20 protein-coding genes are annotated in these 23,389 nt (G+C 71.6%); 16 read left to right on the top strand and 4 right to left on the bottom strand.

The features are described from left to right. Positions 1-16 precede the first annotated feature (16 nt). Positions 17-499 (top strand): 30S ribosome-binding factor RbfA, encoded by a 483-nt coding sequence (rbfA, locus tag DC432_RS02075; protein WP_108317213.1) that lies wholly within the window; start codon positions 17-19, stop codon positions 497-499. A 79-nt stretch (positions 500-578) separates the two neighbouring features. Here rbfA and DC432_RS02070 read toward each other — a convergent pair whose 3' ends face one another. After that, positions 579-1,457 (bottom strand): A/G-specific adenine glycosylase, encoded by an 879-nt coding sequence (locus DC432_RS02070; protein WP_116536476.1) that lies wholly within the window; start codon positions 1,455-1,457, stop codon positions 579-581. A 185-nt stretch (positions 1,458-1,642) separates the two neighbouring features. On the opposite strand from DC432_RS02070, the gene DC432_RS02065 reads away from it, so the two are divergent. From DC432_RS02065 to DC432_RS02045, 5 genes are read left to right on the top strand one after another with little or no spacing between them, the layout of a single operon-like run. Beyond that, positions 1,643-2,146, top strand: a complete 504-nt coding sequence (locus tag DC432_RS02065) for a hypothetical protein (protein WP_116536475.1) — start codon at positions 1,643-1,645, stop codon at positions 2,144-2,146. After that, a complete protein-coding gene (gene truB, locus DC432_RS02060) occupies positions 2,146-3,039 on the top strand; it encodes a tRNA pseudouridine(55) synthase TruB (protein WP_116536474.1) in 894 nt (297 codons plus the stop codon). Before DC432_RS02065 ends, truB begins: the two co-directional genes overlap by 1 nt. Beyond that, entirely contained in the window at positions 3,036-3,404 is a 369-nt protein-coding gene (locus DC432_RS02055) for a hypothetical protein (RefSeq protein ID WP_116536473.1), read from the top strand. The genes truB and DC432_RS02055 overlap by 4 nt, the downstream gene beginning before the upstream one ends. 45 nt (positions 3,405-3,449) lie before the next feature. Beyond that, on the top strand, positions 3,450-3,869 hold the full coding sequence (locus tag DC432_RS02050; protein WP_116536472.1) for a hypothetical protein: 420 nt from the start codon (positions 3,450-3,452) through the stop codon (positions 3,867-3,869). Continuing rightward, positions 3,866-4,810: a bifunctional riboflavin kinase/FAD synthetase gene (locus DC432_RS02045; RefSeq protein ID WP_116536517.1), complete on the top strand. Its 945-nt coding sequence runs from the start codon at positions 3,866-3,868 to the stop codon at positions 4,808-4,810. Before DC432_RS02050 ends, DC432_RS02045 begins: the two co-directional genes overlap by 4 nt. 7 nt (positions 4,811-4,817) lie before the next feature. Here DC432_RS02045 and DC432_RS02040 read toward each other — a convergent pair whose 3' ends face one another. Then, a complete protein-coding gene (locus DC432_RS02040; protein WP_116536471.1) occupies positions 4,818-6,173 on the bottom strand; it encodes an MFS transporter in 1,356 nt (451 codons plus the stop codon). Positions 6,174-6,299: 126 nt separating this feature from the next. Here DC432_RS02040 and DC432_RS02035 point away from each other — a divergent pair, with 126 nt between their 5' ends. The 4 genes from DC432_RS02035 to DC432_RS02020 all read left to right on the top strand — a co-directional run bounded on the left by DC432_RS02035 (position 6,300) and on the right by DC432_RS02020 (position 13,740). Then, the gene (locus tag DC432_RS02035; protein WP_116536470.1) at positions 6,300-8,639 is read left to right on the top strand and encodes a heavy metal translocating P-type ATPase; all 2,340 of its coding nucleotides are present in this window, start codon (positions 6,300-6,302) and stop codon (positions 8,637-8,639) included. Between the two features lie 230 nt (positions 8,640-8,869). After that, positions 8,870-11,029 carry a DEAD/DEAH box helicase gene (locus DC432_RS02030; protein ID WP_116536469.1) on the top strand — a complete coding sequence of 720 codons (2,160 nt, stop codon included), beginning with the start codon at positions 8,870-8,872 and terminating at the stop codon, positions 11,027-11,029. Positions 11,030-11,540: 511 nt separating this feature from the next. Beyond that, on the top strand, positions 11,541-12,569 hold the full coding sequence (locus DC432_RS02025; RefSeq protein ID WP_108318004.1) for a 6-phosphofructokinase: 1,029 nt from the start codon (positions 11,541-11,543) through the stop codon (positions 12,567-12,569). A gap of 253 nt (positions 12,570-12,822) precedes the next feature. After that, a complete protein-coding gene (locus DC432_RS02020) occupies positions 12,823-13,740 on the top strand; it encodes a hypothetical protein (protein ID WP_116536468.1) in 918 nt (305 codons plus the stop codon). Positions 13,741-13,904: 164 nt separating this feature from the next. On the opposite strand, the gene DC432_RS02015 is transcribed toward DC432_RS02020, so the two are convergent. Then, the gene (locus DC432_RS02015) at positions 13,905-16,019 is read right to left on the bottom strand and encodes a S9 family peptidase (protein WP_116536467.1); all 2,115 of its coding nucleotides are present in this window, start codon (positions 16,017-16,019) and stop codon (positions 13,905-13,907) included. Between the two features lie 206 nt (positions 16,020-16,225). Here DC432_RS02015 and DC432_RS02010 point away from each other — a divergent pair, with 206 nt between their 5' ends. The 4 genes from DC432_RS02010 to DC432_RS01995 all read left to right on the top strand — a co-directional run bounded on the left by DC432_RS02010 (position 16,226) and on the right by DC432_RS01995 (position 20,315). Continuing rightward, positions 16,226-17,443 carry an inorganic phosphate transporter gene (locus tag DC432_RS02010; protein WP_116536466.1) on the top strand — a complete coding sequence of 406 codons (1,218 nt, stop codon included), beginning with the start codon at positions 16,226-16,228 and terminating at the stop codon, positions 17,441-17,443. Next, positions 17,443-17,772 (top strand): peptidase, encoded by a 330-nt coding sequence (locus DC432_RS02005; RefSeq protein WP_116536465.1) that lies wholly within the window; start codon positions 17,443-17,445, stop codon positions 17,770-17,772. Before DC432_RS02010 ends, DC432_RS02005 begins: the two co-directional genes overlap by 1 nt. A 53-nt stretch (positions 17,773-17,825) precedes the next feature. Next, entirely contained in the window at positions 17,826-18,737 is a 912-nt protein-coding gene (locus DC432_RS02000) for a phosphodiesterase (RefSeq protein WP_116536464.1), read from the top strand. A 114-nt stretch (positions 18,738-18,851) separates the two neighbouring features. Further along, positions 18,852-20,315, top strand: coding sequence for an aspartate ammonia-lyase (locus tag DC432_RS01995; protein WP_116536463.1), 1,464 nt, complete (start codon positions 18,852-18,854; stop codon positions 20,313-20,315). A gap of 231 nt (positions 20,316-20,546) precedes the next feature. Here DC432_RS01995 and DC432_RS01990 read toward each other — a convergent pair whose 3' ends face one another. Further along, complete coding sequence (locus DC432_RS01990) at positions 20,547-21,413, bottom strand: fumarylacetoacetate hydrolase family protein (protein WP_116536462.1); 867 nt, start codon at positions 21,411-21,413, stop codon at positions 20,547-20,549. 82 nt (positions 21,414-21,495) lie between these two features. On the opposite strand from DC432_RS01990, the gene DC432_RS01985 reads away from it, so the two are divergent. Both DC432_RS01985 and DC432_RS01980 read left to right on the top strand, forming a co-directional pair. After that, the gene (locus tag DC432_RS01985; RefSeq protein ID WP_116536461.1) at positions 21,496-22,656 is read left to right on the top strand and encodes a PrsW family intramembrane metalloprotease; all 1,161 of its coding nucleotides are present in this window, start codon (positions 21,496-21,498) and stop codon (positions 22,654-22,656) included. A 277-nt stretch (positions 22,657-22,933) separates the two neighbouring features. After that, entirely contained in the window at positions 22,934-23,299 is a 366-nt protein-coding gene (locus DC432_RS01980) for an FKBP-type peptidyl-prolyl cis-trans isomerase (RefSeq protein WP_013583439.1), read from the top strand. The last annotated feature ends 90 nt before the right edge of the window (positions 23,300-23,389 follow it).

Here is a 23,389-nt window from a genome sequence, read left to right as displayed (position 1 = left end):
GAAGAAGGAGAAGGCAGTGGCAGGGGAACGACAGGCACGCGTGGCGGACCGCATTCGCGTGGTGCTCGCGGAGCGCCTCGAGAAGGGGCTGCGCGATCCGCGGCTCGGATTCGTCACGATCACCGACGTGCGGGTGACGGGTGACCTGCAGCGCGCCTCGGTGTTCTACACCGTGATGGGCGACGAGGCGCACCGCGCCGACACCGCCGCGGCGCTGAAGTCCGCGACCGGCATGCTGCGCAGCGAGGTCGGCAAGCACCTCAACACGCGGCTCACCCCCTCTCTCGAATTCATCCTCGACGGCATCCCCGAGAATGCCGACCACATCTCGGCGCTGCTGCGCGAGGCGCGCGAGCGCGACGAGTCGGTGGCCGGTCTGGCGGCCTCGGCCGCCTACGCCGGCGACGCCGATCCGTACGTGAAGCCTCGTGAGGACGACGACGAGGACGACCTCGACGACGACGAGGACGAAGAAGACGAAGAGGCCGCGCGCACCTGAGCGGGCGGGCCGACGGGCCGGATGCCACCCCGAGCGGGCGGCGTCCGGCCCTTTCGCGTTCCGGGTGGCCGTCGGCCCGTCAGGGGGTCGGGTGGCCCGGCAGGCGAAGCTGCTCGTCGACGGCTTCGGCGAGGCCGTCCGCCACGAGGGAGTCGATCGCTCGATCGCGCTGGGCGGCATCCGGCCAGTCCGGAAGAACCGCGAACAGCGGAACGGCCGCCGGAGCCGCAGCGCGCAGCACCCGGAGCACCGCACCGCGGGCCTGCCGGTCGCTGCCCTCGTAGGCGGCCTGCTTGCGACGCCGGTCCTCGGACTCCGGGTATCCCGCCGCCCGCCAGGCGCACTGTTCGGCCAGGGGGCAGACCTCGCACATCGGCGACCGCGCGGTGCAGACGATCGCGCCCAGCTCCATCGCCGCCGCGTTCACGATCGCGGACTCGGCGACGTCGGCGGGGAGCTCGGCATCCATCCGCTCCAGGTCGCGGCGGTGCGGCGGGCCCGGCTGCGCCCGGCCCTCGACGGCACGGGCGAGCACCCGGCGGGTGTTGGTGTCGACGACGGGATGCCGATCCCCGTACGCGAACACGGCGACCGCCCGCGCGGTGTAGTCGCCGATGCCGGTCAGCGCCAGCAGGGCGTCGACGTCGCGGGGGACGACACCGTCGTGCCGGTCGCGGATCTCGACGGCCGCGCGGTGCAGCCAGAGCGCGCGCCGGGGATACCCCAGGTTCGCCCACTGGGTGACCGCGTCGCCCGGGGGAGACGCCGCCAGGTCGGCCGGCGTGGGCCAGCGCGTCAGCCAGGCCTCGAGGTGCGGGATGACGCGGGCGACCGGCGTCTGCTGCAGCATGAACTCGCTGACCAGGGTGCCCCAGGCCCCGAAGCCCTCTCGGCGCCACGGCAGGTCGCGCGCCGCCTCGCGATACCAGTCGATGAGCGGGGCGGCGAGTCCTGGCATCCGTCCAGCCTACGGTCGCGGGCAGGGCCGGACATCACCGATAAACGCCCTCCGTGCGGAGAAACGCGGGCTCTCCGCGTTCATCAGCACAGAGAGCGTTTATCGGCGGCTGCGGGCGCCGCGCCCGGGCTGTCGCGGGGCGGCGGCAGCGGTCCGGTGTCGGCGGTCGATCGTAGGCTGGGGGTATGTCGAGTGAGAACGCCGTCGAGACCCTGCAGCGCAGCCTGCGCGACCTGATGCGGCAGAACAACCGCGCGGGGCGCGTCGTGGTGGCCGTCGATGCGCTCGACCCGGAGGCGGCTGAGCGATTCGCCGGCGGGTTCCAGCGGGCGATCGCCGAGGAGGGCACGGCGGTGTTCCCCGTCCCGGTCGCGGACGCCGCGCCCGAGGTCCGCGAGAGGCTGGTCGCACCGTTCCGCGCGGGCGAGCCGTTCGGTTCCGGCGATGTCGCCCCCGCCGACGCGGTGCTGGTCGTGTCGGGGCGCTTCCTGCACGCGCCCGAGGTGCGGGGTCTGTGGAACTTCTCGATCTGGCTCGAGAGCAACCCGCCGATCGGCGCACCCCGCCCCGAGCTTCCGGATGCCGAGAAGCAGTACCTGCGCACGGTCCGGCCGAAGGCGGCGGCGTCCGTCATCGTCGAGAACTCCGACCCCGCGCACCCCGTGCAGGTCTTCGGGGACTTCTGCTGATGGTGCGCCCCGGCATCCTGCTGGTCGACAAACCCCGCGGCATCACCAGTCACGACGTCGTGTCGCGCGCGCGGCGGGCGCTCGGCACCCGCAAGATCGGGCACGCCGGCACCCTCGACCCCATGGCGACGGGTCTGCTCGTGCTCGGCGTCGAGGGCGCGACGCGGCTGCTCACCTACATCGTCGGGGCCGACAAGACCTACGAGGCGACCATCCTGCTGGGGGCGTCGACCGACAGCGACGACGCCGACGGGGTCGAGACCGAGAGAGCGGATGCCGCGACCGTCGCCGCCGTGAGCGATGCGGCCATCCGCGACGGCATCACCGAGCTGACGGGCGAGATCGACCAGGTGCCCAGCACGGTGTCGGCCATCAAGGTCGACGGGCGTCGTGCCTACGACCTCGCCCGAGCCGGCGAGCAGGTCGAGCTGAAGGCGAGACGTGTGACCGTCTCGCGCTTCGACGTGCTCTCGGCGCGCCGCACCGACGGCGCCATCGCGCTCGACGTCGTCGTGGACTGCACGAGCGGCACCTACATCCGCGCCCTCGCGCGCGACCTCGGGCGTGCCCTCGGGGTGGGCGGGCACCTGACGGCGCTGCGCCGCACGCGCATCGGCGCGTTCGACGTCGCCGCCGCGGCATCCGTCGACGACCTCGACGACGCGGCGCTCATCGAGCCCGCCACCGCCGCGGCGGTCGTCATGGGCGCTCTCGCCGTGGGGGCCGACGAGGCCCGTGACCTGCGGCACGGGAAGCGCATCGACGGGGGCGGACGACTCACCGGCGCCGTCGCGGCGGCGATCGACCCCGACGGCCGTCTCATCGGCGTCGTCGAGAAGCGGGGGGCGCAGCTCAAGAGCGTCATGAACATGCCCGAGGAGGCCGTCCGATGATCCTGTGGTTCACGCTCGTCCAGGTCGGTCTGGCCGTGCTCGCCGGGATCGTGGCGGTCGCCGCGGGGCTCATCGGCCGTCGCCCCGGGGACGTCACGGTCGGGGCGCTGGCCCTCATCGAACTGCTGCTGATCGTGCAGATCGTCGTCGCGATCATCGCCCCCTTCGCCGGCAACGCCCCCTCGGGCAGCCTGCTGGAGTTCTGGACCTACCTCGTGTCCGCCGCGCTCGTTCCCATCGCGGGGGTGGCGTGGGCGCTCATCGAGCGCAGCCGCTGGAGCACGGTCATCATGGGCGTCGCCGCGCTGGCCGTGGCCGTGATGGTGTGGCGCATGCACGTGATCTGGACGGTGCAGGTCGCCTGACGGCACCGGATGCCACGGCGCCGGGGCGCCTAGAATGGAGGGGTCATGGCATCCACCACTCCCAACCGTTCCCGGGGGATGACCGGCATCGGCCGTGTCCTCGTCGTCGTCTACGGCATCATGGCGCTCGCCGCCACGGGCCGGTCGTTCGTGCAGATCGTGCGCGAGTTCGACGACGCCCCTCTGGCGTACACGCTGTCCGCCCTCGCCGCCGTCGTCTACATCCTTGCGACCCTCGCGCTGGTCTTCTCGGCGCGACCGGCGTGGTTCCGCGTCGCGTGGATCGCGATCGGCTTCGAACTGGTCGGCGTCCTCGTCGTCGGCACCCTGAGCCTCGTGCTGCCGGCGCTGTTCCAGCACCCCACGGTGTGGTCGGTGTACGGCTACGGCTATCTGTTCATCCCGCTCGTCCTGCCCTTCCTCGGGCTCTGGTGGCTCGTGCGGCACCGCCGGGCGGCGTCGTGATCGTTTTCCGCGATCCGACCGAGGTGCCCGCGCACTTCGGTCCCTCGGTCGTCGCGATCGGCAAGTTCGACGGGGTGCACGCCGGGCATCGCGCGGTCATCGATCGTGCCCGCGTCGACGCCTCGGACGGCGCGCGCGTCGTGGCGGTCACGTTCGACCGCAACCCTCTGAGCGTCCTGCGGCCCGAGAAGTGCCCCCCGGATGTCATCGGGCCGCACCAGAAGCTCGAACTGCTAGAGCGCGCCGGGGTGGACGCGACGCTGCTGCTCACCTTCGACGAGGCGCTCGCCTCGATCCCCGCCGACGAGTTCGTGCGCCGCATCCTGGTCGACGCCCTCGAGGCGCGGACGGTGCTGGTCGGCCGCGACTTCCGCTTCGGCGCCGGGGGAGCGGGCGACCCCGCGCTGCTGGAGCGCATGGGGGCCGAGCACGGCTTCCGCGTCGACGTCGTCGACGACGTGCGCGCGGTCCACCTCGACCGGCGCGTGTCGTCGACGTGGATCCGCGAGGCGCTGTCGGCGGGCGACATCTCGACCGCGGCCCGCCTGCTCGGGCGCGCCCCCTCGGTGTGGGGCGAGGTGGTGCACGGTCTCAAGCGGGGACGCGAGCTCGGCTACCCGACCGCGAACCTCTCACCCGATCTCGAGGGCTTCGTCCCGGCCGACGGCGTCTACGCCGGATGGCTGATCGACGTCGACGGCGCGCGGCGCATCAGCTACCCCGCCGCCATCAGCGTGGGCACCAACCCCACGTTCGACGACGTGCACTCCCGGCAGGTCGAGGCGTACGTGATCGACGAGACCGGTCTCGATCTGTACGGCCACCACGTCGAGGTGCGCTTCGTCGAACGCGTGCGGGGCATGACGGCCTTCGACGGCATCGATGCGCTCCTCGTGCAGATGGCCGACGACGTCGAGCGTTCGCGCGCGATCCTCCGCTGATCGGCCGTCAGTCCGCGCGCGACAGGTGATTGCGGATGCCGAAGAACGACGTCGCCGCTCCCAGCACCATCAGCACGGCGACGAAGATCGCGGCGCGGTGGAAGCCGTCCAGATCGAGCGATCCGCCCACGACCGCCGACACCGCGGCGATCGCGAGCAGACCCGCGACGCGTGACACGGCGTTGTTGACCGCCGAGGCGATGCCCGACCGCTCGGAGTCGATCGCGCCGAGCACCGCGGCGGTGAGCGGCGACACGGTGGCGGTCACACCGAGCCCGAACACGACGACCCCCGGCAGCACCTGCGCCCAGTAGTCGAAGTCGCTCCGCACGTTCAACAGCAGCAGCGCGCCGATCGCCATGACCAGGGGGCCGAGGGTCATGAACAGGCGCGGTCCGAGGCGTCCCGACAGCGCCCCCATGCGCGAACTGAGCGCGATCATGAGGATGGTGCTGGGCAGGGATGCCAGTCCTGCGAGCGTCGCGGGCAGTCCCGCCCCCTGCTGCAGGTAGACGCTGAGCACGAACCCGTTGAGCGACAGCGCCGCATAGACGAAGACCGTGGCGAGATTACCGGCCCAGAAGTTGCGCGAGCGGAACAGGTCGAGCGGCATCATCGGCTGGCGGGCCAGACGCTGGCGCACGAGGAAGCCCGCGAACGAGGCCGCGCCGATCAGGCCAGGCGCCCAGATGACGGGCGAGGCCCACCCGAGATTCGGCTGCTCGATGAGGGCGAAGACCACGCCGCCCAACCCCGCGGCGCACAGCACGGCCCCGAGCACGTCGACGCGGGCTCCGGGCCGGCGGTGATCGCGGTGGCCGAGGCGGGCGAGCAGCCACAGCGTCACCCCGATGGGCAGGACGTTGACGAGGAAGACCAGCCGCCATGACAGGGTGTCGACGAAGATCCCCCCGATCAGCGGGCCGGCGAGCATGGCCACGGTCGTCGCGCCGGTCCAGATGCCGATCGCGCGCGCCTGCGGCGGCCCGCGGAACGTCGAGGTGATGAGGGCGAGCGAGCTCGGCACGAGCAGGGCCCCGGCGACGCCCTGGAGAGCTCGCGCGGCGATGAGGAACTCCGCGGAGGGGGCGGCCGCGATCGCGACCGAGGCGACGCCGAAGCCGAGCAGGCCGATGCGCAGCACGACGACGCGCCCGAGGACGTCGCTGAGCGAACCGGCGACGAGGATGAAGGCGCCGAGCGTCACCAGGTACGCATCGACGACCCATTGCTGCGTCGACAGTCCGCCCCCGAGCTCGCGCGCGATGGCCGGCAGGGCGACGTTGACGACCGTGCCGTCCAGGAACGACACGAAGGATGCCAGGACGGCGATCGTCAGCACCACGCGCTGCTCGGGTGTCATCGGCTCGGCCACGTGCCCAGCGTAGAGTCGGCCGCCGACGTCGGGGCGGGGGTGGACAAGGCCCTCACCGCCGAGGGAATACCCCCTGGGGGTATCGTGTTATCGGCGATGAGCAGAGGAGGCGTCATGATCGACGACACCGACAGGGGAGCGACCGCCGAGGCGGTGCTCGACATCGAGGGCATGACCTGCGCGAGCTGCGTCGCCCGCGTCGAGAAGAAGCTCCGGCGCGTCGACGGGGTCGATGCCGCCGTGAACCTCGCGACCGAGACCGCGCGGGTGCGCTATCCGGCCGCTCTCGACACCACGGCTCTCGTCGACGCGGTCCGCGCGGCGGGCTACGACGCGCGGGTGCGGCCGCGAACGGCCTCCGAGCCGCCGCAGCCGGTCGAGGTGACCGTCCCCGGGGGAGAGCTGGATGCGGTCACCGGAGGCGACGTGGCGCCGGGCGCCGACGCGCGACCCGCGCAGAGCGAGCATGCGCACATGCACGAGACCGCCGACGCCCCCGGGACGACCCCCCTGCGGGTGCGTCTGCGGGTCTCGCTCGTCCTCGCCGTGCCGGTGATCGCCGTCGGGATGATCCCGGCTCTGCAGTTCCCCGGGTGGCAGTGGATGTCGCTCGCGCTCGCGACCCCGATCGTGCTCTGGGGCGGCTGGCCCTTCCACCGCGCGACCCTGCGCAACGCCCGCCACGGCGCCGCCACCATGGACACGCTCATCACCCTCGGCACCTTCGCCGCGTACCTGTGGAGCGTCTGGGCCCTGCTGTTCGGCTCGGCCGGGCGGATCGGCATCCGTCACGAGGTCATGCTCTTCGGTCCCGTGCACGATGCCACCTCGGTCGTGTACTTCGAGGTCGCGGCCGCCGTGACCGTCTTCCTGCTGCTGGGGCGCGTGATCGAGCAGCGTTCCACGCGCCGCGCGGGAGCGGCGCTGCGGTCGCTGCTCGATCTCGGCGCGCGCGAGGCCGAACTCGCCGACGGCAGCCGTATCGACATCTCCCGGCTCGCCGTGGGGGACGAGTTCGTCGTCCGCCCCGGGGCGACCGTCGCCACCGACGGAGAGGTCGTCGACGGACGCGCCTCGATTGACGAGAGCATGCTGACCGGAGAGTCGCTCCCCGTCGACGTCGGACCCGGCTCGACGGTGACCGGCGGCACGATCGCCTCGGGCGGTCGTCTCGTCGTGCGGGCGACCGGCGTGGGCGAGCAGACGCGGCTCGCGCGCATCGCCCGCCTGGTCGAGGACGCCCAGCTCGGCAAGAGCCGTGTGCAGCGGCTCGCCGACCGCATCTCGGGCGTCTTCGTCCCGGCCGTCATCGTGCTGGCGGTGCTGACCCTCGTCGCCTGGCTCGTCGCCGGCCAGCCGATCGCCGCCGGCTTCACCGCCGCCGTCGCGGTGCTGATCATCGCGTGCCCCTGCGCCCTGGGCCTCGCCACGCCCATCGCGATCCTGGTCGGCACCGGTCGCGCCGCTCAGCTCGGCATCCTGGTCACCGGTCCGGCCGCGCTCGAATCCGCCGAGCGCATCGACACGATCGTGCTCGACAAGACCGGGACCCTCACCGCGGGACGCATGAGCGTCACGCGGGTCACGCCCGCGCGGGCGCAGGATGCCGAGGCCGCCCTGCAGCGCGTCGCGTCCGTCGAACGCGGGTCGGAGCACCCCATCGCTCGAGCCATCGTCGCGGCGGCCGGAGACGGCGAGGTGGCCCGCGACCTCGAAGCGCTTCCCGGACGCGGGGTGACCGGCATCGTCGACGGGGTGCGCGTCTTCGCCGGCCGGCCGGCGCTCGCCGCCGAGCTCGGCGCCGCGCTGAGTCCCGAGCTCGCCGCCGCCGTCGAGGCGGGGGAGCAGCGGGGCACGGTCGTGGTCGCCGGGTGGGCGGATGCCGCGGGGCAGCCGGAGGTCCGCGTCGTGATCGAGATCGCCGACACGGTGCGGCCGCAGAGCGCCGCGGCGGTCGCCCGCCTGCGCGAGATGGGACTGGAACCCGTGCTGCTCACCGGCGACAATCCCCACGTCGCCCGCGCCGTCGCCGCCGAGCTCGGCATCCTGAGCGTGCGCGCGGGAGTGCTGCCCGAGGGGAAGGTCGCCGAGATCGCCGCCCTGCGCGCCGAGGGGCGCACCGTCGCGATGGTCGGAGACGGCGTGAACGACGCCGCCGCCCTCGCGTCGGCCGACCTGGGCATCGCGATGGGCGGGGGGACGGATGCCGCGCTGCACGCGAGCGACGTCGCCCTGATGCGGGACGACCCGCGCGGGATCGTCACCGCGGTCGCCCTCAGCCGCCGCACCATGCGCGTCATCCGGGGCAACCTGTTCTGGGCGTTCGCGTACAACGTGGCGGCGCTGCCCCTGGCCGCGCTCGGCCTGCTCAACCCGATGCTCGCCGGGGCGGCGATGGCGTTCTCGAGCGTGTTCGTCGTGCTGAACAGTCTGCGTCTGCGGCGCGCGGGCTGACACCCGGTGAGGAATCCGGGCGCCTTCTGCGCAATGTCGGCCCGGACCGCTAGAATGGAGACGACCCCGTCACCCGCTGTCCTCGCGAGCCGTTCCGGCGTAGACGCGTTGCGGGTCGCCGACACCGCTTCTCCGGCGGCGGTTCGCGCGACGTCACCCTGGGGTCACTGATCCACCGGCATACGCCGGACGCTCCGGACTGTCATCCGGACGACACGCTCAGGAGGAGCATGCCGACCACGGCAACCGCCGCCCGTAGCTCGAGCCAGCGGCGCAGGAAGACCACGTCATCCCGACGAGACGACGAAGCCCCCGTCATCCCGATCCTCGCGCGCAAGGTGCGCGAGGTCGAGGCCAAGGCGCAGCGCGGAAAGCTCGGACCCACCAACCGCGTCAAGTTCCAGGTGATCGCCTTCCTCGTCCGCGAGGAGCGCGCCCGGGTCAAGGCCGACACCGAGATCACCGACGCCGCCCGTGCCGAGCTGCTCAAGCGCCTCGACGGTGTGGCGACGATCCTCGCCAAGACCGCCGCGCGCGACACCTCGCTGATCCAGCTGCTCGAGGTCGACGCCGCCACCTCGCCGGTCGCCCGTCGCATGCGTCGCGACTGGCTGCTCGAGTCGGGCGCCGAGCTGCCCGCCGACGAGCTCATCATCACCGACAACACCCCCAAGATCGCGCCGGTCGTTCCCGCGGCCCTCGCCGAGAAGCAGGTCGTCCCCGCCTCGATCGAGGCGCGGCAGATGGCCAACCCCTTCCTCGCGCCCGACCTCACCCCCCGCGCCACCGGCGACGCCCCGCGCCGCCGCCTCGACGGCTGGGAGCTGATGGGCCCGCTGTACAAGGCGTTCGAGACCGGCGCCGGCGGCTCGGCCGCGAGCATGGAGCTGCCGCCCGTCCCCGAGTTCGATCGGCTCTCGCCGCGCGGTCTCGAGGTCATGCCGCACCAGTCGCGCTTCCTCGAGGCCGTCCGCACCGGTCACCGCTCGTTCCTGCTCGCCGACGAGCCGGGCCTGGGCAAGACCGCCGAGTCGGTGCTCGCGGCATCCGTCGCCGACGCGTATCCGCTCCTCGTGGTCGTCCCCAACGTCGTCAAGATGAACTGGGCGCGCGAGGTGCAGCGCTGGACGCCGCAGCGTCGCGCGACGGTCATCTCGGGCGGCGGCGCCGACATCGACGCCTTCGCCGACGTCTTCATCGTCAACTACGAGATCCTCGACCGGCACCTCTCGTGGCTGTCGTCGATCGGGCTCAAGGGCGTCGTCGTCGACGAGGCGCACTTCATCAAGAACCTCACGTCGCAGCGCTCGCAGAACGTGCTGGCTCTGGCATCCCGTGTCCGTCAGCAGACGCGCGACCCGCTCATGCTGGCCCTCACGGGCACGCCGCTGATCAACGACGTCGAGGATTTCGACGCGATCTGGCGCTTCCTCGGCTGGACCAACGGCGAGAAGCCGGGCCCCGAGCTGATGGAGAAACTGGATGCCACGGGCCTGACGCCCGCCGACAAGGCCTTCTACCCCGAGGCGCGCGAAGCGGTCATCTCGATGGGGATCGTCCGGCGCAAGAAGAAGGACGTCGCCGCCGACCTGCCCGACAAGCTCGTCGCCGACCTGCCGGTCGAGCTGGACGACGAGTTCGGCCGCTCGATCCGTCAGGCCGAGCGCGAACTCGGCGCCCGCCTCGCGGCCAAGTACCGTCGCATCATCGAGGCGCGCGGCGATCGGGGCCTCGCGCCCGGCGAGATCGACGACGACATCGTCCGCCTCGTCGCCCACGGCGAGCTCGAAGAGGCCAAGGCGGCCGGCTCGGGCAGCGAGAACGTCTTCACGATGGTCCGCCGCATCGGTCAGGCCAAGGCGCACCTCGCCGCCGACTACGCCGTGCAGCTGCAGCGCTCGGTGGGCAAGGTCGTCTTCTTCGCCAAGCACATCGATGTCATGGATGCCGCAGAGGCCCACTTCAAGGCCTCCGGCCTCAAGGTGGTGTCGGTGCGCGGCGAGCAGACCTCGACCGCCCGCCAGGCGGCGATCGATGCGTTCAACGGCGACCCCGACGTGAGCATCGCGGTGTGTTCGCTCACCGCCGCAGGCGTCGGCCTCAACATGCAGGCCGCCTCCAACGTCGTGCTCGCCGAGCTGTCGTGGACCGCCGCCGAGCAGACGCAGGCGATCGACCGCGTGCACCGCATCGGCCAGGGCGAGCCCGTGACCGCGTGGCGCATCATCGCCGCGCACACGATCGACACCAAGATCGCCGAACTGATCGACTCGAAAGAGGGGCTCGCCCAGCGCGCCCTCGACGGCCAGTCGATCGAGCCCGGCTCGAGTGACTCGGTGCAGCTGTCGGCGCTCATGCACCTTCTGCGGCAGGCTCTCGGCGCGGCCTGACCGCGCGTCGCGGACGCCCCGGGGGATGGACCCTCCGGGGCGTTCGCGCGTTCGCGGGCGGGGCGGGCAGGCCGACTCGGTCCCGCGCCTCGCGCCTTGCTCCTCGCGCGACGAAAACAGGGCACTGCGACGAGGACAGGCTGTTTCCGCCCGGACCGGCCTGTTTCTGCGACATGTCCTGTTTCCCGCGACGCCGGGGTGACGCGCCGGCCGCACGACGAGGGCGTCGCGGCACCCGGTGGCGCCGCCCTGGCGGCTGCACGCCGCCGTGGCATCGAGGCACGGTATCCCCGCCGGTCGCCATCACCCTGTCGTACCGTTCCCGCCCGCGGCGGGGGCGGCATCCCCGCAGGTCCCCGTCACCGTGTCGCACCGTTCCCGCCCGCGGCGGGGGCGGCATCCCCGCAGGTCCCCGTCACCGTGTCGCACCGTTCCCGCCCGCGGCGATAGGGTCGAAGACGGCAACGGCGCCGCCCCTCCACCCGACACACAGCACACGAGGACTCTGCCCATGAAGATCGGCATCCTGACCAGCGGCGGCGACTGCCCCGGCCTGAACGCTGTCATCCGTGGCGTCGTGCTGAAGGGCACGACCAACTACGACATCGAATTCGTCGGCATCCGCGACGGTTGGCGCGGGGTCGTCGACGGCGACTTCTTCCCGCTCACGCGGCACGAGGTGAAGGGGTTGTCCAAGGTCGGCGGCACCATCCTCGGCACCAGCCGCACCAACCCGTACGAGGGCGTGCGCGGCGGCGCCGAGAACATCTCGAAGACCCTCTACGGGCACCGCATCGACGGCATCCTGGCCATCGGCGGCGAGGGGACGCTCGCGGCGGCCGACCGCCTCTCCAACGACGGCATCAACGTGATCGGCGTGCCCAAGACGATCGACAACGACCTGCGCGCGACGGATTACTCGTTCGGCTTCGACACCGCCGTCAACATCGCGACGGATGCCATGGACCGCCTGCGCACCACGGGTGACTCGCACCAGCGCTGCATGGTGGCCGAGGTCATGGGTCGCCACGTCGGATGGATCGCCCTGCACGCGGGAATCGCCGCGGGCGCCCACGTCATCTGCATCCCCGAGGTGCCGATGTCGATCGACGAGATCGTCGAGCAGGTCACGCGCGCCCACGACCGCGGCCGTGCGCCGCTCGTCGTCGTGTCCGAGGGGTTCAAGCTGAAGGGCATGGACGAGGCGTTCAGCGACAAGGGCCTCGACGCCTTCAACCGTCCGCGCCTGGGCGGGATCGGCGAGCAGCTCGCGCCCGAGATCGAGCGGCTGACGGGGATCGAGACGCGCGCGACGGTGCTCGGTCACATCCAGCGCGGCGGTTCGCCGTCGGGCTTCGACCGCGTGCTCGCGACGCGTCTGGGCCTGCACGCCGCCGACGCGCTGCACGAGGGCTCGTGGGGGCAGATGGTCGCGATGCGCGGCACCGACATCGTGCGCGTCCCCTTCGCCGACGCCCTCGGCGAGCTGAACAGCGTGCCCCTCTACCGCTACGAAGAGGCCGCGGCGCTGTTCGGCTGATCCTCTCGCCGCTGACGCCCCGTCCCGCCGCCGCGCGGGGCGGGGCGTCGCGCGTTGCTTCTCTCTGGCATGTTGTCCCACTTATGGCGGTGCATGTCCCGCTTTTGGTCGTTTGAGGCGCTCGCAGTCGGCCAAAAGTGGGACATACTCGCGCGGGGCGCAGGAATCGGGGCGTCTTCTTCACAGGCGGGGGAGTACGCGAAGGGGCTGTGGACGACAGCTGACGCCGACGGTGGGGAGGAGATCGTTGAGCATGACGCGACCACACCCTCTGCCGGCCGACCTCCCCGAGCTGTTCCACGTCTCCGATGCTCTGCAGAGAGGCGCGACCCGCGGCCGGCTGCGCGCGTCCGATCTCGCCGCTCCGTTCAACGGTGTGCGATCACGATCGTTGGGCGAGGGCACGGACATCCTCGATCGCTGTCGCGCGTACGCGCCGCGACTCGCGCCCGGCCAGTTCTTCAGTCATGAGACCGTCTTCGCGCTGCGCAACCTCAGCACGCCCGAGTGGCCTTACGTGCCGCGCATCCACGTGTCGACCCATCGACCCGCGCGCGAGCCTCGAACGCACGGTATCGTCGGACACCGGCTGCAAGCGCGAGAAACCGCGGTGGAGATCGGCCCGGGAGGGTTGCCGATCGAGAACGCTGTGCGCGCCTGGCGACAGTGCGGCCGACTGTGGCGTCTCGATGATCTCGTCGCGGGGGCCGATGCGCTGCTGGGCGGCCCGCGGCCGATGGCTTCGGTCGCCGACCTCGAAGCGGAGGTCGCCGTCATGGGCGATGTCCGCGACGGCATCCTGAGACGGTCCCTCGCCCTTGCTCGTCCCGGCGTGAGATCGCCGCGCGAGACCCACCTGCGTCTGCTCCTGGTGCGACACGGGTTCCCCGAGCCCGAGGTGAATGTCGACATCTTCTCGACCCGCGGGGATTTCGTCGCCGAGATCGACCTGGTTTTCAAGATGTGGCGGGTGGCGGTCGAATACGACGGCCGGGTTCATGCAACGGATCCGCGACAATTCGCGCGAGATGCCGACCGCTGGGCCGCAATCCGGGACGCGGGCTGGGATCACATCCGCATCCTGAGCCACCACCTCCGGGACGGCGGCGAGCCGGCGGTCGCGATGGTGCGCGCCGCACTGATGCGGGCGGGTTGGCGGCCCGGCCAGTGATGGGCTCGTCCCACTTTCTGCTGTCTCAGTCGCCGTCAGGCGACCATTTTTGGGACATACAGTGCGAAAAGTGGGACGAGGTGGGTGGATGCCGCGCCCCGCCGCGCGCGCGGAACGCCCCGCCGCGCGGGGCGACGGGGCGTTCGGGCGAGCCGGCCGGGGGCCTACTCCGCCAGGCCGAGCACGTCCAGCAGCCACGCGAGCTCGAACGCGCGCTCGCGCCAGGCGTTGTAGCGACCGCTGACGCCGCCGTGGCCGGCGACCATCTCGCACTTCAGCATCGCGTCGGCACCGACCTCGCGCAGACGTGCCACCCACTTGGCGGGCTCCACGTACATCACGCGGGTGTCGTTGAGCGAGGTGACGGCGAGGATGCGGGGGTACTTCACGCCCTCGCGGACGTTCTCGTACGGCGTGTACGACTTCATGTAGGCGTAGACGTCGGCGTCGTGCAGGGGGTCGCCCCACTCGTCCCATTCGATGACCGTCAGGGGGAGCGAGGGGTCGAGGATCGTGGTCAGGGCGTCGACGAAGGGCACATCGGCGACGATCCCGGCGAACAGCTCGGGCGCGAGGTTGGTCACGGCGCCCATCAGCAGACCGCCCGCGCTGCCGCCCTCGGCGACGAGCCGGTCGGGGGTGGTGTAGCCGGCATCCACGAGGTGACGGGCGGCGGCCACGAAGTCGGTGAACGTGTTGCGCTTGGCCAGCAGCTTGCCGTCCTCGTACCACTGGCGACCCATCTCGCCGCCGCCGCGGACGTGCGCGACGGCGAACACCACGCCGCGGTCCAGCAGCGACAGCCGCGGCACCGAGAAACCGGGCTCGATGGAGTGCTCGTACGAGCCGTAGCCGTACAGGTGCACCGGCCGCGGCGCGGACCCGGGCTCGCCGAACGAGCGCTTCCACACGAGCGACACCGGGACGCGCGTGCCGTCGTCGGCGATCGCCCAGACGCGCTCCTGGCCGTAGTCGGCCGGGTCGAAGCCGCCCAGCACGGGCTGGCGCTTGCGCAGCAGCAGCTCGCCGGTGTCGACGACGTAGTCGTAGACGGTCCCGGGGGTCACGAACGAGCCGTAGCCCAGGCGCAGCACGGGCGGGGCCCATTCGGGGTTGCCGCCGGTGCCGACGCTGTAGAGCGGTTCGTCGAAGGAGATCTCGTCGACGGACCCGTCGGCGTAGGTTAGCATGCCCAGTCGCGCGAGTCCTTCGCGGCGGTAGCCGACGACGCCCCAGTCGCGGAAGGTGTCGACGCCGAGCAGACGCTGACCGGTGCGGTGGGCGATCACCGTCTCGCGGGCACCCTGGGGGTCGGATGCCGACACCCGGACGAGCTCGAAATCGAGGGCGCCGTCGTTGTGGAGGATGTACAGCACGTCCTCGCCGTCGACGACGGCGTGCGACGAGGAGTACTCCACGCCCTCGCGGCGCGGCCAGACGACGCGTGGGTCGCCGTGCAGGTCGTCGGCGTCGAGCAGCCACTCCTCGCTGGTGATGGAGGAGCCCATCTCGATCACGAGATAGCGGTCGCTGCGGGTGAAGTCGGCGCCGACCCAGAACCGGTCGTCGGGCTCGTGGAACAGCTTGGCGTCGGCATCCGTGGGGGTGCCGATCTCGTGCAGCCAGACGGTGTCGGGACGCCAGGCGTCGTCGACCGTCGTGTAGACGATCGCGCGTCCGTCGGGCGAGAACGTCGCGCCCGAGAAGGTGCCCTCGATCACGTCGGGGAGCGTCTCGCCGGTGGTCAGGTCGCGCACCCGCACGGTGTACCGCTCGTCGCCGGAGGTGTCGATGCCGTAGAGCATGCGCGTGCCGTCGTTCGAGGTCTCGAAGCTGCCGAGCGAGAAGAACTCGGTGCCCTCGGCCTCGACGTTGCCGTCGAACAGCACCTGCTCGCCCGGGACGGGACGGTCGGGCGAGAGGGTGGGCGGGGTCCAGTCGTCGGGCGCGTCCAGGGGAGCGCGGCACTGGATGCCGTACTGGTGGCCGGCGACCGTCCGGCCGTAGTACCACCAGTCGCCGCGGCGCGCGGGGACCGAAAGGTCGGTCTCGAGCGTGCGGCCCTTGATCTCGCCGAACAGGGTGTCGCGCAGTCCGGAGAGGTGCGCCGTCCGAGCGGTCGTGTACGCGTTCTCGGCCTCGAGGTGCGCCAGGACGTCCTGGTCCTCTTTTGCGCGCAGCCATTCGTAAGGGTCGTCGAACGTGTCGCCGTGGTGGGTGCGCGCGACGGGGCGGCGTGCGGCGACGGGCGGGGTGGGCTGCGGGTCGAGGTCGGTCACCGTTCCACGCTAGTGCGCGGGCGCCGCGCCGGCGCGGATGATCGAACGGGATGCCGGGGGTGCGGCCCGCTGCGTTTTGACCCTCACAGGTCGGGGTGAAAGGATGTCGTCGCGTCTTTCGTGAACGAAAGAACAACGCCAGGTGAACTCTTCGTTCGTCACGCCGATCCCGTCGGCATCCCCCTCCTTCTCACGGAAAGCGAACGGTGGAGAGCGCAGCCCTCATCATCGTGCTGGTCATCGTGCTGGCACTGTTCTTCGATTTCACCAACGGATTCCACGACACCGCCAACGCGATGGCCACGCCCATCGCGACGGGTGCGCTGAAGCCGAAGGTGGCGGTCCTGCTCGCGGCGAGCCTCAACCTGGTCGGCGCCTTCCTGTCGACCGAGGTCGCCAAGACCATCTCGGGCGGCATGATCCGCGAGGAGCAGCTGAGTCCCGACATCTTCCCGCCGATCATCTTCGCCGGCCTCATCGGCGCGATCACCTGGAACATGCTCACGTGGCTCCTGGGCCTGCCGTCGAGCTCGTCGCACGCGCTGTTCGGCGGCCTGATCGGGGCGACCCTGGTGGGCGTGGGCGCCTCGGCGATCGACACCGGCGTCGTGCTGAGCAAGGTGATCCTGCCGGCCCTGATCGCCCCGCTCACCGCGGGCGTGATCGCTTTCATCGTCACCAAGATCGCCTACGGCGTCACCCGCCGCTACGACATGAAGGCCGACGGACGCGACGGCTTCCGCTGGGGCCAGATCTTCACGTCCTCCCTCGTGGCGCTGGCGCACGGCACCAACGACGCGCAGAAGACCATGGGTGTCATCACGCTCGCGCTCATCACCGTGGGATGGCAGTCCTCGGCGAACCCCGACCCGCAGCTGTGGGTGGTGTTCGCGTGCGCGATCACCATCGCGCTCGGCACCTACATGGGCGGCTGGCGCATCATCCGCACGCTCGGCAAGGGGCTGACCGACGTGAAGCCCGCCCAGGGCTTCTCGGCCGAGACCTCGACGGCGGCGACGATCCTGGCATCCAGCGCCCTGGGCTTCGCCCTCTCGACCACGCAGGTCGCCTCGGGCTCGGTGATCGGTTCGGGACTGGGGCGCCGCGGGTCGACCGTGCGCTGGAACACCGTGGGGCGCATCATGATCGGCTGGGTGCTGACCCTGCCCGCCGCCGGTGCGGTGGGAGCGGCCGCCGCGCTCATCGTCGTGTGGCTGGGCGGCTGGGGCGTCGCGGTCGACGCCGTGATCGCTGTGGTCATCGTGCTGGGGCTGTTCCTGCGCTCACGGCGCGATGAGGTGACCTCGGCGAACGCGATGAGCGAGGTCGCCGACTCGGGTGCGGCCGTCAAGGTGCCCCGCAAGCCCGGCCCCACCCGTCGTCAGCGCCGCCTGGATCGCGAGAAGATCGGGAAGGACGCCTGATGCTCATCGACTGGGAAGCCTTCCTGCACGTCTTCGTCGCGGCCCTGCTCGGCGCGACGGTCGTCGTGACCTTCTACGCCCTGGGACTGCGCCTGCTCGTACGCGGGGGACGCCCGCCGCTGGTCGCACCGGCGGAGTTCACGGATGCCATCACCGTCCTGAGCGACAAGCAGCGCCGCCGCGCCGAGAAGGCGGTCGCCAAGGCGGCCAGGAAGAACCCCCTCAGCGAGGGGCAGAAGCGTGTCTCGCTGATCGGCGCGTACGCCTGCTTCGGCGTGTGCGCGGCGGCGGTGCTCGGCGCACTGCTGCTGATCCTGTTCAACCACTGAGCCGCGCAGCCGCCGGCGCGCGGGGTGTCGGAGCCCCTCTCTAGGCTGAGGTCATGGCATCCGTGCAGTTCGGTCAGCACGCGCCCGCGGCGCGCGTGATCCTCCACCTCAGCGACACGCACCTGCTCGGGGGCGATCGGCTGCTGGGCGACCGCTTCGACACGGCGAGGCACCTGCGCCGCACTCTGGCCGCCGCCGAGGCGACGGGGGTGCGACCGGATGCCGTGGTCTTCACGGGCGATCTGACCGACCTCGGCGAGCCCGAGGCGTACCGCGCGCTGCGCGACGCGGTCGAGCCGTGGGCGGCGCGGCTGGGCGCCCCGGTGGTGTGGGTCGCGGGCAACCACGACGAGCGTGCCGCCCTGCGCGCGCACCTGCTGGACTCCCCGGCCACCGAGGAGCCCGTGACGAGCGTGCACGACCTCGGCGGGCTGCGGCTGATCGCGCTGGATTCGACGGTGCCCGGCTGGCACCACGGCGATCTCGACGCCGCCCAGCTCGACTGGTTGCGGGCCGAGCTCGCCGAGCCCGCCCCGCTCGGGACGATCCTGGCGCTGCATCATCCGCCGCTGCCCACGCACATCCCCTTCTTCGACATCCTCGAGCTGCGCGACCAGGCCGGGCTGGCCGAGGCCATCGCCGGCAGCGACGTCCGAGCGATCCTCGCCGGCCACCTGCACTACTCGACCTCGGGCACGTTCGCGGGGGTGCCGGTGAGCGTCGCCTCGGCGTCCTGCTACACGATGGACCTCGCACGCCCCGCCGACGCCGTCAACGGCATGGACGACGGCCGGTCGTTCCACCTGGTGCACGTGTGGGACGACACCGTCACCCACGCGGTCGTCCCCGTGGTCGACGCCGAGTCGTCCGGCGTCTTCACCCCCGAGTGGACGGCGCGGATGGCCGCGCTCAGCCCGCGCGAGCGACTCGAGGCGTTCTCGCGCAAGCGCGCGCCCGGGCAATAGACGCGGCGGACGGTGGGGATCGCCCGACAGGCCGCGGCGTCCAGCGGCGGGGCGGAGCGCGGTGGTTAGGCTCGTGGCATCCCTGCTCGCCGTGACACCCACGAGGACCCCCACATGGCTTTGGACGCAATGACGCGCACCCGTACCGAGACCGACTCCCTCGGATCCCTCGAGATCCCCGCCGACGCGTACTGGGGCATCCACACCGCCCGGGCACAGGAGAACTTCCCGATCGCGAAGCGGCCCATCTCGGTGTACCCCGACCTCGTGCGGGCGCTGGCGATGGTCAAGCAGGCGTCCGCCCGCGCCAATCGCGAGATCGGCGTCCTCGACGAGTCCAAGGCCGATCTGATCGACCGAGCCGCGCAGCGGGTCATCGACGGCGAGTTCCACGACGAGTTCACCGTCGGCGTCATCCAGGGCGGCGCCGGTACGTCGACCAACATGAACGCCAACGAGGTCATCACCAACATCGCCCTCGAGATGGCCGGACGCGAGAAGGGCGATTACGCCTTCCTCTCGCCGATCGACGACACCAATCGCAGCCAGTCGACCAACGACGTCTACCCGACGGCGATCAAGATCGGCCTGTCGCTCACCCTGCAGAGCCTGCTCGAGGAGCTCGCCCTGCTGAGGCAGTCGTTCCTGGCCAAGTCCGAGGAGTTCCACGACGTCCTCAAGGTCGGCCGCACCCAGCTGCAGGATGCCGTGCCCATGACCCTCGGGCAGGAGTTCCACGGCTTCGCCACCACGCTCGGCGAGGACTACAACCGCCTCACCGAGAACGCCTACCTGCTGTACGAGATCAACATGGGCGCCACGGCGATCGGCACGGGCATCACCGCCCACTCCGGCTACGCGGGTGCCGTCCTGCGCCACCTGCGCGCGATCACCGGCCTCGACCTCGAGACCGCGACCGACCTGGTGGAGTCCACGAGCGACACGGGCGCCTTCATGTCGTTCTCGTCGTCGCTCAAGCGCAACGCCGTCAAGCTGTCGAAGATCTGCAACGACCTGCGCCTGCTGTCGTCGGGTCCGCAGGCGGGCCTGGGCGAGATCAACCTGCCGGCGCGGCAGGCCGGGTCGAGCATCATGCCCGGCAAGGTCAACCCGGTGATCCCCGAGGTGGTCAATCAGGTGGCGTTCTCGGTCGTCGGGGCCGACATGACGGTGACCATGGCGGTCGAGGGCGGTCAGCTGCAGCTCAACGCCTTCGAGCCGGTCATCGCCCACTCGATCTACCAGTCGATCACGTGGATGCGCCAGGCGATGTGGACGCTGCGCGTCAACTGCGTCGACGGCATCACCGCGAACCGCGAACGCCTGGGCGCGATGGTGGGGTCGTCGGTCGGCGTCGTCACGGCGCTCACCCCCTTCATCGGGTACGCGGCGGCCGCCGCCCTGGCCAAGACGGCGCTGCTGACGCACCGCAACGTCGCCGACCTCGTCGTCGAGGCGGGGCTGATGTCGCGCGAAGAGGTCACGAAGCAGATCTCGCCCGCGCGCCTGTCGGGCCTGCAGGCCGTGACCGCGGCGATCCCGATCGTCCGGTCGGCGGACAGCGTCGTCGAGGACTGATCCGCGGCGCCGCCGCCGCGGCGGGCTCGGCGTTCGCGACCCCGCGGCCGGCCCGGCGGCGCCGCCGCTGGCCCGGCGGCCTCGAGACGGCATCCGGCTGACAACTCGGTGACATTCTGCAACCGAGATGTCAGCGGGATGCTGTCTCGCGCGCCCGGAGCTCGGCGCCGGGCGGGCGCGCTCGCCCGGCGGGCGCGGCGGGCGCGGCGCCGGGCGGGCGCGGGCGCCGGGTCAGTCGAGGATGCGGCAGTGCGTCGTGAGCTCGCCGATGCCGTCGATGCCGACGGTCACGGTCGAGCGGTCGCGCAGGAAGATCTGCGGGTCGCGCGAGTAGCCGGCGCCGCCGGGGCTGCCGGTGGAGATGAGCGTCCCGGGCAGCAGAGTCACGGACTCGGACAGCTTGTTGACGAGGGTGGCGACCGAGCGGACCATCTGGCCGGTGCTGGCATCCTGCACGGTGTGGCCGTCGACGACGGTCCAGATGTGCAGATCCTGCGGGTCGGGGATCTCGTCGGCCGTGACGACGAAGGGCCCGGTGGGGGTGAAGCCGTCGAACGACTTGCAGCGCGACCACTGCGCCTCAGAGAACTGGATGTTGCGCGCGGTGATGTCGTTGACCACCGTGTAGCCCCAGACGTGGTCGAGGGCGTCCTCTTCGGCGATGTCGCGACCGGGGCGCCCGATGATCACACCCAGCTCGGCCTCGTAGTCCACGGCCTCGCTGAGCGCTCGCGGCCACGACGTGGTCTCGCCGTGCGCGGTGAGCGAGTTCGGCCACAGCACGAACACCGTGGGGCCCGCGTCGGTCTTGAGCCCGAGCTCGCCGGAGTGCGCCGCGTAGTTCAGCCCCACGGCCAGGATCGACGGGGGAGCGAGCACGGCGGAGGCGAAGCGGATGCCGTCCAACGGATGCCGGGGCGCGTCGTCGACGGCCGCGCGAACACGGGCGAGCTCGGCGTCACCCCCGGCGATGAGCTGCTCGAGCGTGGCGGGGGCGCCGTCGAAGAGCTCGTCGACGAAGCTGAACTCCTCGCCGTGGACGCTGACGAGACGAGGGGCGTGCGCCCCCTCGTGAGACCGGACGTGGGCGAAACGCATGGTTCCACGCTACCGGGCCGTGCCCCGGGGCCGAGCCCGCAACCCTCGACGCCGAACAGACGGCCGACCCTAGGCTGAGCGCATGAGCTCCCCGTCGCCGCTGTCGCGGCCCGGTTCGGTCGAACCCACCCGCATCTCCACCGCGCCGCAGGCGGCGGTCTCCGCCGCCCCGCCCGGCTCACGTCGCGGGGGAGTGGCCCTGTGGGTCGTGGCGGTGCTGCTCGTCCCCCTGCTCGCGCTCCTGGTGCGCTACTTCACGGGTTTCCTCGGCACCGCGGCGACGTTCCTCGGACTGGTGCTCGCGGCGATCCCGTTCGTCATCGTGTGGTTCGCCGTGCGGTACATCGACCGGTGGGAGCCGGAACCGCGACGCCTGCTCGTGTTCGCGGTGGCGTGGGGGGCGATCGCCTCGGTCGTGATCGCCCTGGCCGTCGACCTGGTCGTGACCCTCGTGGCCGGACGTCTGCCCGAGGCCGTCAGCGCCGTCGTCCAGGCGCCGATCGTCGAGGAGATCGCCAAGGGGCTCGGGGTGCTGCTGATCTTCGCGTTCGCGCGTCGCGCGTTCGACGGGCCGGTCGACGGCATCGTCTACGGTGCGCTGATCGGCGCGGGCTTCGCCCTCACCGAGAACGTGCAGTACTTCGCGATCAGCTATCTCGAGGGCGGGTCGGCGCAGGTGGCGAGCACGTTCTTCCTGCGCGCCGTCCTGTCGCCGTTCGCGCACGTCATGTTCACCAGCCTGACCGGCTTCGCCTTCGGTCTCGCCGCGCGCCGGGGCCTGCGCGCGGGTGCGGCGCTGCGCTACGGCATCCCGGGACTCATCGGCGCGATCCTGCTGCACGCCCTCTGGAACGGCTCGGCGACGTTCGCGAACTTCTTCGAGGTGTACGCGGCGCTGCAGGTGCCCCTCTTCGTGCTCTTCATCCTCGGCATCCTGGCCCTGCGGCGCGAAGAGACGCGCCTCACGCGCGCCCGTCTCGGCGAGTACGCCGCGGCGGGGTGGTTCACCCCGCAAGAGGTCGAGATGCTCGCCACGCCCGCCGGTCGACGGTCGGCGCTGGCGTGGGCGCGCACCCTTCCGGGGGACCGCACCGCGGTGATGAGGGGTTTCATCGTGGATGCCACCTCTCTGGCCGCCGCGCGCCAGCGCACCCTGTCGGGGCGCGACCCTCACGCACCGGCGACCGAGCGGTATCTGCTCGAGCGCACCACGGCGGCGCGGGCCGCGCTGCTGTCGCGCTGACGCGTGCGGGGCGCGACAGCCCCACCGGACGCCGGAACCGCACGAGGACGACGAGACCGCGCGCATGTCATCGCGCCGGCGTGCGGGTTCGGCGATCGCCTGCGGTGTCGGCGAACGAGCGGCGCTCACCGGGGTCTTGACACCGGCACGCGGCGGGAGGACCATCGACGTAGGCCAACTCAGCGCCCGGGAGACACGCAGGCATCGCCGCGGCACCGGGCGCTGAGTCTTTGTCCAGGGGACGTTCGCGAGGGGCCGGGCGTGCTTGGATGGACTCATGACTGATCGCACCAAGCCGGAGTTCGACGCTCCCAGCGGCCCCGCCCCCTCCGACCTCGTCATCCGCGACATCATCGTCGGCGACGGTGACGAGGCCAAGCCCGGCGACACCGTCACCGTGCACTACGCCGGTGTCGAGTACGAGTCCGGCGAGGAGTTCGACTCCTCGTGGGGCCGTGGCGAGAGCATCCAGTTCCCCCTCCGCGGCCTCATCCAGGGCTGGCAGGACGGCATCCCGGGCATGAAGGTCGGCGGCCGTCGCGAGCTCGTGATCCCGCCGCACCTGGCGTACGGCCCCGCCGGCGGGCACTTCCTGGGGGGCAAGACGCTCATCTTCATCATCGACCTGCTCAAGGTCGGCTGACCCGTTCGACACCGGACGTTCACGAACCCGAGGGGCCCACGGCACCCTCGGGTTCGTTTTTTTCCTCGAGTGTGGAATACATTCGTGTGA

Origin of the sequence: Microbacterium testaceum (assembly GCF_003075375.1) — a bacterium.
GTDB lineage: Bacteria > Actinomycetota > Actinomycetes > Actinomycetales > Microbacteriaceae > Microbacterium > Microbacterium testaceum_E.
Note: the sequence above shows the minus strand (reverse complement) of the source record. Positions and strands in the feature narration are given on the sequence as shown.